General features: G+C 55.3%; 14 protein-coding genes. 1 reads left to right on the top strand and 13 read right to left on the bottom strand.

Annotation, left to right across the window (positions count from 1 at the left end):
- From Q2B33_RS06950 to Q2B33_RS06915, 8 genes are all read right to left on the bottom strand, one after another.
- Nucleotides 1–630: response regulator transcription factor (locus Q2B33_RS06950; protein ID WP_300822697.1), on the bottom strand; the 630-nt coding region annotated here is incomplete at its 3' end.
- Between the two features lie 156 nt (nt 631–786).
- Entirely contained in the window at nt 787–2,097 is a 1,311-nt protein-coding gene (locus Q2B33_RS06945) for an ATP-binding protein (protein WP_300784062.1), read from the bottom strand.
- Nucleotides 2,098–2,366: 269 nt separating this feature from the next.
- Nucleotides 2,367–2,762 carry a 30S ribosomal protein S9 gene (rpsI, locus tag Q2B33_RS06940; RefSeq protein ID WP_296475405.1) on the bottom strand — a complete coding sequence of 132 codons (396 nt, stop codon included), beginning with the start codon at nt 2,760–2,762 and terminating at the stop codon, nt 2,367–2,369.
- Between the two features lie 23 nt (nt 2,763–2,785).
- Nucleotides 2,786–3,214, bottom strand: a complete 429-nt coding sequence (rplM, locus tag Q2B33_RS06935; protein WP_296475402.1) for a 50S ribosomal protein L13 — start codon at nt 3,212–3,214, stop codon at nt 2,786–2,788.
- Nucleotides 3,215–3,445: 231 nt separating this feature from the next.
- On the bottom strand, nt 3,446–4,189 hold the full coding sequence (truA, locus tag Q2B33_RS06930; RefSeq protein WP_300569801.1) for a tRNA pseudouridine(38-40) synthase TruA: 744 nt from the start codon (nt 4,187–4,189) through the stop codon (nt 3,446–3,448).
- Nucleotides 4,190–4,321: 132 nt separating this feature from the next.
- The gene (locus Q2B33_RS06925) at nt 4,322–5,125 is read right to left on the bottom strand and encodes an energy-coupling factor transporter transmembrane protein EcfT (RefSeq protein WP_296475396.1); all 804 of its coding nucleotides are present in this window, start codon (nt 5,123–5,125) and stop codon (nt 4,322–4,324) included.
- Nucleotides 5,126–5,193: 68 nt separating this feature from the next.
- Nucleotides 5,194–6,063, bottom strand: a complete 870-nt coding sequence (locus tag Q2B33_RS06920) for an energy-coupling factor transporter ATPase (protein ID WP_300774587.1) — start codon at nt 6,061–6,063, stop codon at nt 5,194–5,196.
- Between the two features lie 63 nt (nt 6,064–6,126).
- A complete protein-coding gene (locus Q2B33_RS06915; protein ID WP_300784060.1) occupies nt 6,127–6,978 on the bottom strand; it encodes an energy-coupling factor transporter ATPase in 852 nt (283 codons plus the stop codon).
- 257 nt (nt 6,979–7,235) lie between these two features.
- On the opposite strand from Q2B33_RS06915, the gene Q2B33_RS06910 reads away from it, so the two are divergent.
- Nucleotides 7,236–8,207, top strand: coding sequence for a M15 family metallopeptidase (locus Q2B33_RS06910; RefSeq protein ID WP_300784058.1), 972 nt, complete (start codon nt 7,236–7,238; stop codon nt 8,205–8,207).
- Here Q2B33_RS06910 and Q2B33_RS06905 read toward each other — a convergent pair.
- The 5 genes from Q2B33_RS06905 to rpsK form a co-directional block, all read right to left on the bottom strand.
- Nucleotides 8,204–9,556 carry an MATE family efflux transporter gene (locus Q2B33_RS06905; protein WP_300784057.1) on the bottom strand — a complete coding sequence of 451 codons (1,353 nt, stop codon included), beginning with the start codon at nt 9,554–9,556 and terminating at the stop codon, nt 8,204–8,206. The two genes, Q2B33_RS06910 and Q2B33_RS06905, sit on opposite strands and share 4 nt — an antisense overlap.
- A 75-nt stretch (nt 9,557–9,631) precedes the next feature.
- Complete coding sequence (locus tag Q2B33_RS06900; protein ID WP_296475382.1) at nt 9,632–10,168, bottom strand: bL17 family ribosomal protein; 537 nt, start codon at nt 10,166–10,168, stop codon at nt 9,632–9,634.
- Between the two features lie 188 nt (nt 10,169–10,356).
- The gene (locus Q2B33_RS06895) at nt 10,357–11,313 is read right to left on the bottom strand and encodes a DNA-directed RNA polymerase subunit alpha (RefSeq protein ID WP_296475380.1); all 957 of its coding nucleotides are present in this window, start codon (nt 11,311–11,313) and stop codon (nt 10,357–10,359) included.
- A gap of 98 nt (nt 11,314–11,411) precedes the next feature.
- Nucleotides 11,412–12,005 (bottom strand): 30S ribosomal protein S4, encoded by a 594-nt coding sequence (rpsD, locus tag Q2B33_RS06890; protein WP_296463815.1) that lies wholly within the window; start codon nt 12,003–12,005, stop codon nt 11,412–11,414.
- Nucleotides 12,006–12,077: 72 nt separating this feature from the next.
- Nucleotides 12,078–12,430: 30S ribosomal protein S11 (gene rpsK, locus Q2B33_RS06885; protein WP_300913924.1), on the bottom strand; the 353-nt coding region annotated here is incomplete at its 5' end.

Below are 12,430 nucleotides of genomic sequence, written 5' to 3'. Positions count from 1 at the left end.
ATGATCCTCATCCTCAATCTTCGCCCGAAGCCGGTTCATGGTCACGGTAAGCGTGTGGTCGTCAATGAAATTCCCGTCACAATCCCACAGCCGTTCCAGCAGAATCTGTCTGGTAATGATGTTGCCGGCATTCTCTGTCAGCGCTTTCAGCAGCTTGTATTCGTTTGGCGTGATCGACAGCTTTTCGCCGCCCCGCACGGCCGTCAGCGCGCCAAAATCAAGCAGAAGAAACCCGTCCGTCCAGCGATCCCCAGGAGCCGCAGCAGCTTTACTCCCTCTCCGGATGGCCACCTCTACCCGCCGCAAAAAAATCTGCATGTTGAAGGGCTTTGTAATATAATCCTCTGCGCCCAGGTCGAATCCGTTCAGCACATCCTGCTCTAAATCCTTTGCTGTCAGAAAAATCACGGGCAGTTCCGGTTTGATTGCTTTCAATTCCCGGCAGAGATCAAAGCCATTGCCATCCGGCAGATTCACGTCCATGATCGCAAGGTCAAATGAATCCTCCTGCAAAAGCTGTCTGGCTTTCCGGCAGTTATAGGCCGCCACCGTCAGATAGCCGTTGCTGTCCAGTTCAAAACACAGTCCGGCGCTTAAGGCCAGATCGTCTTCTATGACTAAAATTCTCATTGATTATCACCTTCCAACAGGGTCTCCCTGCACTCCTGCCTCATCACTATGTACAAAATCCAGTAGGAGGCGGCGACTGACCGCCGTCCTCTCACAGCACCGGACATCGGTTCCCGTATCCGGAGCTTTCAACAGTTGACGTGCCCAAACAGTCTGTCACCCCAGAAGGAAATCCAGTGCTCTGATCATTTTAATTCCGTCCTGTGTCTGGGTAAAATCACACTCCAGGGCAATGACGATTTTTTCGTAACTATCCCGGATTTTTCGCAGAGGCGCAAGCTCTCGCTCTCTCGTTTCAGGGGCGTTCATAGATTCTGTAACCTGGATATACTTTTTCTCCTCTGCCCTGGTGGCAATGAAGTCAACTTCCTGATTGTCGATTTTACCAATCGCCACATCATATCCACGACGCAGCAGCTCAAAGTAAATGATGTTCTCCAGAATGTGTCCGCTGTCACCGTCGCGATAACCCAGCAAATAATTCCGCAGACCAATGTCCACAATATAATATTTGCCCAGCGTGCGCAGATACTCCTTGCCTTTCACGTCAAAACGCTTGATTTCATAGAAGATATAGGCTTCTACTAACGCTTCGATATAAGCCTGAATGGTCTGTACGGCAGGCTTTGTCTTTCGGGTTCCATTCTCCAAAAGCCCCTCGTTGACCAAGGTATTTCCAATGGAGGTAGCAGAAGTGTTATTACCAATATTGTCTGCCAAAAACAAGATGATTTTTCTCAGCAGAACCGGGTCTGTGATATTCCTCTGCCCTTTTCTCTTTTCCCGTTCCAGAATGTCATTGATAACGGCTGCAGAATACACCCCGTCCAAAGCGGCTGTCACCCGGTCGATTTCCAAACCGATGTCTGCCAGCATAGGCATACCGCCAAATCTGGCATAAGCATCAAAGAGTTCTCTTACATCATAGGTTTCGCCCTCAGCATCGGCAATTTTCTTTCTGATACCACCGGCGGGCGACTTCCGTTCTGTCAGGGTATAGCCGTGAAACTCCAGAAATTCCTGAAAGGACAGCGGCAGCACCTTGATCTCCACATATCGTCCGGACAGGTAAGTGGAAAGCTCTGAAGAAAGCAGATAGGCATTGGAACCGGTGATATAGATATCACAGTCAAAGTCTACCCGAAAAGAGTTGACGGCATTTTCCCAACCATGCACCTTCTGCACCTCGTCAAAAAAGAGGTATGTCCGTTTACCAGGGCAAATGCGCGCTTTGACATATTCATAAAACCCTCTTGCGTCCATATCCGGGATACTCATAGACTCAAAGTTCATTTCGATAATTTGTTCGTCTGTCACACCGGTATCCCGCAAATGCTCAGCCATCAGCTTCATCAAGCTGGATTTCCCACAGCGTCGGATACCAGTCATGACCTTAACCATTTCGGTATCTTGAAATGCGATAATCCGGTTCAGATAGAGGTCACGTTTTCGCAGATTTTTTTGCATAAAGAAAGCACCCCCTTTCGCTTAAAATCATATCACAAACCTCTCAGAAAATCAAGTTTATAGAATTAATGTTACAAACTTTTATTTTCAAGGAGTTTGTAACATATTGCAGGCACTTGTCGATATGTGCCGGATATATAAAACGGCTCGGATTATTCCGAGCCGTTCGTGTCAGATTGCGTTGGTCAGTTACCTCCTGAAAAGTTAAGAAAAAACTCCGCAGAAAAACCTGCGGAGTCCATATTCTTGCATTTGTATAATTGTTCTGCTTAACGCTTGCTGAACTGCGGAGCGCGACGAGCCGCTTTGAGGCCGTACTTCTTCCTCTCCTTCATACGAGGGTCTCTGGTCAGGAAGCCTTCCTTCTTCAGAATAGGCCTGTAGTCCGCATCCACCTGGAGCAGGGCTCTTGCGATGCCGTGCCTGATGGCGCCTGCCTGTCCGGTGTAGCCGCCGCCGCGGACATTCACCAGCACATCGAATTTCTCATTGGTGCCTGTAGCCGCAAAAGGCTGGCGGACGATGACCTTCAGGGTCTCCATCCCGAAATAGTCGTCCATGTTCCTCTTATTGATGACAACATCGCCCTTGCCGGGTGTGAGATACACTCTTGCGATGGATTTCTTTCTTCTGCCTGTGCCGTAGAATCTTTCTGCCTTAGCCATGATTTATTTTCTCCTCCTATCCTTTAGAATGTCAGTACTTCAGGCTTCTGAGCCGCATGCTTGTGCTCAGGCCCGGCGTATACGTAAAGCTTCCTGTACATCTGCCTTCCTAAAGGCCCCTTGGGAAGCATGCCCTTGACCGCCAGCTCGATTACCTGCTCGGGCTTCTTGGCCAGCTTTTCCTTCAGGGTGGTCTGCTTCATGCCGCCTACATAGTCGGAATGGTGATAATAAATCTTCTGATCCAGCTTCTTGCCGGTGACCTGAATCTTCTCGGCGTTGACGATGATCACATAATCGCCTGTATCCATGTGGGGAGTGAAGATCGGCTTGTTCTTTCCTCTCAGAACCTTGGCGACCTCTGAGGCCAGGCGGCCCAGGGTCATGCCCGCAGCGTCTACTACATACCATTTTCTATCGATTGTAGCTTCACTAGCCATAAAAGTTTTCATTACTTTCCCTCCGTATTGCGTTCTCCTTGAATCTGTATCCCGTGTCCGCCGCATCCTGCAGATGTCCGGGCTGCATTCCACGCTTCGTCGGGACGGTTTTTCTATTTTCAAATGCTCCGCCGGGGCTTTGGCTCGGCATTCGGAATCGTTGTCACACTTGGTTATTGTACTATAACCGGTATCTTCTGTCAATCATTATTTTCCAAAATATGCGGAAAAATTACGTGGAAATCATAAAAATTCGTAGCGCACCAGCGTCAGCCCGTGGGCCGGGGCGGTAGGCCCTGCGGCGGCACGGTCCGCGGCCTCCAGGATATCCCGCATGGACTCCGGCTCCCGCTTGCCCTGCCCTACCTCCATCAGGGTCCCCGCTATGATCCGCACCATATTGTAGAGGAAGCCGTTGCCGCACACACGGATGACCAAATCCTGGCCCTGCTCCTCCACCCACAGCGCGTACAGCGTCCTGACGGTGCTGCGCACCTGTGCCCCGGTCTGGCAGAAGCTGCGGAAATCATGCTCCCCCTCCAGGTAAGCCGCTGCCTCCCGCATGCGCCCCACATCCAGGGGATGGTAGGTGAAATAGGAATACAGCCGCTTCACGGGCTGGGGGAATTCCCCCCGGTAGATCCGGTACTCATAGGTCTTGCGGCTCTCGCAGTACCTGGGATGCCAGTCCCCCGGGACTTCCTCGGACTTCTGGATCCGGATGTCCTCCGGGAGCCGCTGGTTCAGCGCATAGGCAATCTTCCCCGCGGGCATCCGGGACAGCGTGTCGAACACCGCCACGTTCCCCAGGGCGTGCACCCCGGAGTCCGTGCGGCTGGCGCCGATGACCTGTATGGGCTCCTTCAGGAGCTCCGTCAGGCATCTGTTCAGCTCCGACTCGATGGTGATTCCATTGTCCTGGATCTGCCAGCCGTGATAATTGGTGCCGTCATAGGCCACTGTCATGCGGATGCGCTTCTTCTCCATCTCCTGTCCTTTCTCTCCCGCCAGGCAGCCTGCGGCTTTCCGGTGGATGTATCTGTCTGATGCGTCCTGCCGCTGTATCTGTCCGCCAGGTCTTTGTCCGCCTCCCCGGACGGAAGACATGCGCGTAATCTTTCAGAACCGCAGCCTGCCCGCCGTTATGCTGATCGCCAGATAGGCCAAAATGCATATCTGCCCCAGCCTGTCCCGCCTCTGATAGATAAGGGGCTTCATCTTCGTCCTGCCCTCCCCGCCCCGGTAGCACCTGGCCTCCATGGCCATGGCCAGGTCGTTCGCCCTGCGGAAGGCGGAGATGAACAGGGGCACCAACAGCGGCACCAGCGCCTTGGCCCTCCTCACGATGTTCCCCGTCTCGAAATCCGCCCCTCTGGCGATTTGGGCCTTCATGATCTTGTCCGTCTCCTCCAGCAGGATCGGGATGAAGCGAAGGGCGATGGACATGATCATGGCCACCTCGTGCACCGGCACCCGGAAAGCCTTCAGGGGCTTCATCATGCTCTCCATGCCGTCCGTCAGGTTGTTGGGGGTGGTGGTCAGGGTCATCAGGGAGGAGCCGATGATGAGCATGGTCAGGCGGATTGCCATGGTGACGGCCGTCCGCAGGCCCTCCACCGTGATGGTCAGCTTCCAGACGGAGACCAGCTCCCTGCCCGGTGTCAGGAACAGGTTGAAGGTCACCGTGATCAGAAGCAGAAAGACGATCGCTTTCATCCCCTTTACGATGAACCGGAACGGCACATGGGAAAGGCCGATGACCGTGGCCAGAAAGACGGCCGCCACCCCATATCCCAGGAAGTTCCGGAAGAAGAATAAGGAAATGATGTAACCTAAAGTCCCCCCCAGCTTCACCCGGGGATCCAGCCTGTGGATCACGGATTCCGTCTGATAATATTGTCCTAATGTAATATCCCTCAGCATATCTCTCCTCGCCTGTATCCAAATTTATACTGACAGTCGCTAAAACCTGCTCTTCACTGTGGCCCGGCTCACGGGCGAAAGGCTTCCGGAATCCGGCCCAGTGCGTGCAGCACGGTGTCCACCGCCTCGCCGGTGGTGGTGGCGTTCACGTCCACGTCAAATCCCCTGTCCTTCAGCGCGTGAAGGATATAGGTGACCTGGGGCGCTGCCAGCCCCACCTCCTCCAGCTCCCTGTAATGGGCGAATACCTCCTTGGGTGCGCCGTCGTACATGACCTTCCCCTTATTCATGACTACAATCCTGTCTACATACTCCGCCACGTCCTCCATGCTGTGGCTCACCAATAGGATGGTCATGCCTGTCTGGGTCTGCAGCTCCTTGATCTGCCGCAATATCTCCTCCCTGCCCTTTGGATCCAGGCCCGCGGTGGGTTCGTCCAGGATCAGGACCTGCGGCGCCATGGCCAGCACCCCCGCGATGGCCGCCCGGCGCTTCTGGCCGCCGGAGAGCTCGAAGGGGGACTGGTAGTACAGCTCCATGGGCATCCCTACCTTGCGCAGGGCGTCAAAGGCCTTCAATTCCGCCTCCTTCTTGTCCATCCCCAGGTTCTTCGGCCCGAAGCACACATCGCTGAACACATCTATCTCAAAGAGCTGGTGCTCCGGATACTGGAAGACCAGCCCTACCCTGCTGCGCAGCTTCTTCATGGGAAAGTCCCTGTCATAGATGTCCTCCCCGTTGAAATAGATATGGCCGCCGGTGGCTTTCAGCAGGCCGTTCATATGCTGTACCAGAGTGGATTTCCCCGATCCCGTATGGCCGATGATGCCCACGAACTGCCCGTCCGGAATCTGGAGGCTTACGTCGTCCAGGGCCTTCACGGCCAGGGGGCCGTCCTCTCCGTATATATAACTCACATGATCCAGAATAATCGACATATCGATACCTCTCGTCCATTTTTGCAGATTCCGTCCCTCTGCTTCCGGCAGGGGCTTTCCCGGTCACCTGCTCCCCGCCAGGGCGTCCGCCAACTCCTCCACGGTCAGGATGCCCTCCGGCAGCCCGATTCCTTTTTTCCGCAGCTCATGGGCCAGCAAGGTCACCTGGGGCACGTCCAGCCGCAGCTCCTGCAGCCGCTCCACCTGGGAGAAGACCTGCCGGGGCGTACCCTCCATGGCGATTTTCCCGCTGTCCATGACGAATACCCGGTCCGCGTGGATGGTCTCCTCCATATAGTGGGTAATCAGCACCACCGTGATGCCCTCCACCTCATTCAGGGCCCGCACCGCGCGGATGACTTCCCTGCGGCCCTTGGGATCCAGCATGGCGGTGGGCTCGTCCAGCACGATGCACTTGGGGTGCATGGCCAGTACCCCTGCGATGGAGACCCGCTGCTTCTGGCCGCCGGAAAGCTTGTTGGGGGAATGCCTGCGGTATTCGTACATGCCCACGGCCTTCAGGCTCTCCTCCACCCGCTCCCAGATCTCTTTCGTGGGGACGCCCATGTTCTCCGGCCCAAAGCCCACGTCCTCCTCCACCACCTGGCCGATGATCTGGTTGTCCGGGTTCTGGAACACCATGCCCGCCCGCTGGCGGATGTCCCAGATATGCTCCTCCTCCGAGGTATCCATCCCGTCCACCCAGACGCTGCCCTCCGTGGGGTTCAGGATGGCATTGATATGCTTGGCAAGGGTGGATTTTCCGGAGCCGTTATGCCCCAGGATGGCGATGAACTCCCCGGGCTGCACGTCCAGGTCCACCTTGTCCACAGCCGTGGTGAAGCCCTCCACATTGCCCTCCTCGTCCCGCCTGACATATTCGTATACCAGGTCCTTTGTCCGAATGATTCCCATGGCCTTCCCTGTCCCTTTCGTAAAATCTTTCCACACTCTGACATTATATTAGATTCCGCCGGGGATTACAAGACAAAATCCCATCGTGATTTTCGTGCAAAATGCGCACGAAAACACTTCGCGGAACTACCCGTGAACAGTAATATCCCATCCTGTGCGCAGCCTCCCTGTCCTCTCCGCAGATTTACAAAATCGCGTTCCTGTGCTATTCTAATGATACGGGAAAAGCCCACAGAACCCACAGAAAGGAATCTTTTATGGATAGAGAGAAAATCGTGAAGATGGTAGTGGTATTGGCTGCCATCGTCGTCATCGCAGGCAGCCTGAGCAGGCTGTTCAGCAGCAATTCCATGAGCCTCAGCGAATACGCCCATATCAATGGCGGCAGCCCCACCCAGGAGCCCACAGCGCCGCCAGAGGACGCCGACGCAGTGTCCACGCCCACCCCGGAGCTGCCGGACAGCTCTCCCAGCCCCTCCCCGGAGCCTGAAAACATCCCTGACCCGGAGGGAGACGCCGACGAAGAGGAAGACATCCCCGTCTCCTCCCTGACCGGGGCCGTCCTGAACGGCACCAGCCAGGCGGACCAGCGCTTCACACTGGAGGAGGGCTTCTATTACGAGCCCGTCTCCGACAACCTGCGCCGGTACATGACGGGCGTTTCCTATCCGGCGGAGGATGCGGGGGCAGAGAGCCCGGAGCCGCCGGAAATCACCTTCGATGAACTGCGCTATGTCCACATCCTGCACATAGACTACGACGGAAATCCCACTGAGGGGGAGCTGGTCTGCAATGCCGCCATAGCCGCCGACCTGACGGAAATCTTCCGGGAGCTCTACCGCAATGAATACAGGCTGGAGAAGGTGCTCCTGATCGATGAATACGACGGGGACGACACCGCCTCCATGGAGGACAACAATACCTCCTGTTTCAACTACCGCACGGTGGACGATACGGACCGCCTGTCGAAGCATGCCTACGGCCTGGCCATCGACATCAACCCCCTGTACAATCCCTATGTCACCTATACGGAGGAGGGCGCCGAGCAGGTCTCCCCCGCCTCCGCCCTCCCCTACGCCCGGAGGGACCTGAGCTTCCCCCACAAGATCGACGAGGATGATTTATGCTATGAGCTCTTCACCCGGCATGGCTTTACCTGGGGCGGCGACTGGAACGGCGTGAAGGATTACCAGCACTTCCAGAAAACCCTGGAGCCCGCCGCTCCCTAGATCCTGATCTCCGTCCACTTCCCCCGGCGGAACCGGATGCTGGCGAAGAGGAACCGGGACAGTTGGTCCGCGATCACCCCCACCCAGATGCCCGCTATCCCCAGGTTCAGCACATAGCCGAAGAAATAGGAGCCCAATGTCCTCACCAAAGTGACGCTGATGGTGGAGGCGATCGCCGTGTACAGCGTATCCCCCGCCCCCCGCAGACATCCCATATAGATTACCTGTGCAATCTGCAGGATGACCACGAAGATGATGATATGCATAATGTCTATGCCGATCTCCACGATTTCTTCTTCCGCAAAGAAAAGCTCCATGAGGGCCCGCGCCCCAAAGAAATAGATGACGGCCAGAGCCACCGAAATCACGGTGCCTATCATCCGGCAGGTCTTGCCGTACTGCCTGGCCCGCTCCGGCTCCTTTGCCCCCAGGCTGAACCCGATCAGGGCTACCGCCGTGGCCTGCAGGCCGTCCCCGAAGGAGAAGGACAGCCCCATGATGTTCATCCCCACCTGATGGGCCGCCATGGCCGCAGTCCCCTGGTTTGCCGCCATGATGGCGGTCAGCATGAAGCCGATGCGCATGAGGATCTGCTCCGCGAAGACGCTGTAGCCCACCTTGATGATGTTCTTCAGGGCCTCCATGGCAGGCCTGATCCGCTTCTTTATTATGTAGGGAATGCTTACGAAATTGTCGTCCTTCCATACGGACATCACGCTCATGACGCTGGACACCACAGTCCCCAGCACGGTGGCCAGGGCCGCTCCCCTGATTCCCAGGGCCGGAAAGCCCAGATGCCCGCCGATCAGCAGGTAGTTGAACAGGATATTCACCGTATTGGACACCAGATTGGTGCGCATGGTGATGCGGGTGTTGCCTGCGCCCCGCTGCGCGGAGTTGATGCCCATCTGGACGCAGTTGAAGATCATGCCGCCCATGATGATCCTGAAATACAGCACCGCGCTGTCATGGGTGAGCTCCTCGGAGCCGCAGAGGCGGATGATAGGGTCGGCCAGCGCCACCATCAGGACGCTGACCGCAATGGCCATCACCACAATGAACACCAGGAAGGTGGAGAAGATTTGGTTCGCCTCCTCCCGCTTGCCCTGGCCCTTCCGCCTGGCCACCAGAGCCGATATGGACACATTGGCGGCGATGAACAGGGATAGCCCCACGAATTTGGGCTGGGTGGTCAGCCCCACCGCCGCCACCGCGTAGGAGCCCATGGAGCTCACCATCAGGGAGTCCACCAGGCCCGCGAACGCGGCGAAAAACGACTCCAGTATCGCAGGCCATGCCATGTCCAGAGTCTTCTTTACGTCATCCTTGTTATACTGAAAGAGTTTCATGATCGCTCCCTGTGTAAAAAGGGAACCAATGATCTCCCATTGGCTCCCCCTTTTTCTATATATCAAATACTGCTATTAAACAAGCTCCAGAATGACTTCCATGGCGGCATCGCCCTTGCGGAGGCCCTTCTTGATGATCCTGGTATAGCCGCCGTTGCGGTTTGCGTACTTAGGGCCATACTCATCGAACATTTTCGCCACCAAATCCACCTCTTTGGTGTTCCTCTTGCGGCCCGCTGCCTCTGTGGGAACGTATACCACAGGATACAGCACTCTCAGAATCTGACGCCTCGCGTGCAGCCTGGAGGGGAGATCCTTCCTGATTTCCTTCTCCACATTCTCGAATTTGGTGACGCGCTTGCCGTCGATCACTTCCTTGACGCGCTTGCCGTCCTTGTCCTTCACCGGAACCTTGGCGGTAACGGTGACCGTCTCGTAGTTGTCCCTCTCCTTGATGGCCAGGGTGATCAGATGCTCCGCAATCTTCCTGACTTCCTTGGCCCTCGCCTCGGTGGTGACGATTTTCCCGTGATACAGAAGAGCGGTCACCTGATTTCTCAAAAGCGCCTTCCTCTGGGGTGATGTCCTGCCTAATTTCCTGTACTTTGCCATAATTGTTTCCTTTCTCCTTTCATGGTACACCCAACCATGCCTTTTGGTCTTACTGGCCAAGCGCATCCGCTCTTGCGGCGCTTTGCGCATCCGCTCTTGCGGCACCTTGATTTCCATTTAGAGATGAACCGCAGGCGCACCCTTTGGATTTACCGCCCGCAGATTATCTTTCTTACACAGTCTCTGATTTACTCTTCACTTGGGTTAAGCTGTAGGCCCAGTTCCTTCAGCTTCGCCAGCACCTCTTCCAGGGACTTCCGTCCCAGGTTGCGGACCTTCATCATGTCCTCCGATGTCTTGTTGCACAGCTCCTCCACTGTGTTGATGCCTGCCCTCTTCAGGCAGTTGTAGGAACGGACGGAGAGCTCCAGCTCATCGATGCTCATCTCCAGCACCTTCTCCCTCTCATCGTCCTCCTTCTCCACCATGACCTCGGCGGTCTTGGCGTTCTCGGACAGATCGATGAAGAGGCTCAGATGCTCGCTGAGCACCTTGGCCGCAAGGCTCACGGCCTCGTCGGGCCCCAGCGTCCCGTTGGTAAATACATCCAGTGTCAGCTTATCGTAATCGGTAATCTGCCCCACGCGGGTATTCTCTACCGAAACATTTACTCTCTCAGCAGGCGTGTATATAGAATCGATTGCAATCACACCAATCGGTAAATCCTCGTGTTTGTTCTTATCGGCGCTTACATAGCCACGGCCCTTGGTGATGGTCAGCTCGATGTAGAGCTTGGCATCCTTGCCGCTGAGTGTGGCAATTACCAAATCCGGGTTCAGAATCTCGATATCCTGGTCTGCCTGAATGTCAGAAGCATGTACGATTCCTTCGCCTTCGTATTCAATGTATGCAGTCTTGGCTTCATTGGTCTCGCTGCTGTTCTTGATGGCGAGGCTCTTGATGTTCATGATGATCTCCGTCACATCTTCCTTGACGCCGGGCACACCGCTGAACTCATGCAGCACGCCTTCAATCTTGATCTGGCTCACCGCGGCGCCGGGCAGAGAGGAAAGCATGATTCTGCGCAAAGAATTGCCAAGGGTGATACCGTAGCCTCTTTCCAGGGGCTCTACTGTGAATCTGCCATACTTCTTGTCTTCTGAAATCTCAGCAACCTCAATATTGGGTCTCTCAAACTCAAACACTCGAATACCCTCCTTTTTTTGTTTTATAATACACAAGCGCTCCAAAGCCATATCCCTCCCGTCTGCGGTGGGGATATGGCCTCAGAGGCCAGCAGGGCTTACTTGGAGTACAACTCGACAATAAGCATTTCGTTCACAGGGACATCAATCATCTCTCTGGTAGGAAGATTCCTGATTGTTCCTTTCAGATTTTCCATATCCGATTCCATCCATTCGGGCACCAGCCTGCCGCCGGTCACCTCCACAATCTCTTTATACCGGTTCATGGATCTGGCCTTTTCGGTGAGCTCGATTACATCGCCGGCTTTGATCAGATAGGAGGGAATGTTCACCTTCTTGCCGTTCACAAGGATGTGCTTATGGCCCACTACCTGTCTCGCCTCTCTCCTAGTCCTGGCGAATCCCATCCGGAACACCACGTTGTCCAGTCTCCTCTCCAGCATGACCATCAGGTTCTCACCAGTCATCCCCTTCATCCTGTCGGCTTTCTTGTAATAGTTCCGGAAAGGCTTCTCCAGAACGCCGTAGATGAATTTTGCCTTCTGCTTCTCGCGAAGCTGTAAGCCATACTCGCTTACTTTCTTGCCGGCTCTCAGATTCTGCCTCTTGGACTTCTTGTCATAGCCCAGGTAGGAGGGCTCCAGGCCCAAGGCCCTGCATCTCTTCAATACGGGTACGCGATTTACTGCCATGTTCTATTTTCCTCTTCTTTCCTGTTTGTTTACAGTGCCTCAGGGCACCTTCTTCCAACGATATTTCGTTAACTATACACGACGGCGCTTGGGAGGCCTGCATCCATTGTGGGGCACAGGGGTCACGTCACGGATGCTCACTACCTCCAGGCCGCATGCGGAGAGCGCCCTGATGGCAGCCTCACGGCCTGAACCGGGGCCCTTCACGAATACATCGACCGATTTCAGCCCATGCACCAGAGCCGCCTTCGTAGCTGTCTCTGCGGCCATCTGAGCCGCATACGGAGTAGATTTCCTTGAACCTCTAAATCCCAGACCACCGGCACTTGCCCAGCTTAAGGCGTTCCCCTGTGTATCCGTCAGCGTAACAATGGTATTGTTAAAGGAAGACTGGATATGTGCCTGTCCGCGTTCAACGTTTTTCT

The organism is uncultured Acetatifactor sp. (assembly GCF_948601915.1).
GTDB lineage: Bacteria > Bacillota > Clostridia > Lachnospirales > Lachnospiraceae > Acetatifactor.
Note: the sequence above shows the minus strand (reverse complement) of the source record. Positions and strands in the feature narration are given on the sequence as shown.

What these genes read in the sequence shown, in the direction of transcription:
- rpsD (WP_296463815.1), bottom strand. Translation starts at nt 12,005, where the DNA reads ATGGCAGTAAATCGCGTACCCGTATTGAAGAGATGCAGGGCCTTGGGC.
- truA (WP_300569801.1), bottom strand. Translation starts at nt 4,189, where the DNA reads ATGGAGAAGAAGCGCATCCGCATGACAGTGGCCTATGACGGCACCAAT.
- rplM (WP_296475402.1), bottom strand. Translation starts at nt 3,214, where the DNA reads ATGAAAACTTTTATGGCTAGTGAAGCTACAATCGATAGAAAATGGTAT.
- Q2B33_RS06910 (WP_300784058.1), top strand. Translation starts at nt 7,236, where the DNA reads ATGGATAGAGAGAAAATCGTGAAGATGGTAGTGGTATTGGCTGCCATC.
- Q2B33_RS06925 (WP_296475396.1), bottom strand. Translation starts at nt 5,125, where the DNA reads ATGCTGAGGGATATTACATTAGGACAATATTATCAGACGGAATCCGTG.
- Q2B33_RS06945 (WP_300784062.1), bottom strand. Translation starts at nt 2,097, where the DNA reads ATGCAAAAAAATCTGCGAAAACGTGACCTCTATCTGAACCGGATTATC.
- Q2B33_RS06900 (WP_296475382.1), bottom strand. Translation starts at nt 10,168, where the DNA reads ATGGCAAAGTACAGGAAATTAGGCAGGACATCACCCCAGAGGAAGGCG.
- Q2B33_RS06905 (WP_300784057.1), bottom strand. Translation starts at nt 9,556, where the DNA reads ATGAAACTCTTTCAGTATAACAAGGATGACGTAAAGAAGACTCTGGAC.
- rpsI (WP_296475405.1), bottom strand. Translation starts at nt 2,762, where the DNA reads ATGGCTAAGGCAGAAAGATTCTACGGCACAGGCAGAAGAAAGAAATCC.
- Q2B33_RS06915 (WP_300784060.1), bottom strand. Translation starts at nt 6,978, where the DNA reads ATGGGAATCATTCGGACAAAGGACCTGGTATACGAATATGTCAGGCGG.
- Q2B33_RS06920 (WP_300774587.1), bottom strand. Translation starts at nt 6,063, where the DNA reads ATGTCGATTATTCTGGATCATGTGAGTTATATATACGGAGAGGACGGC.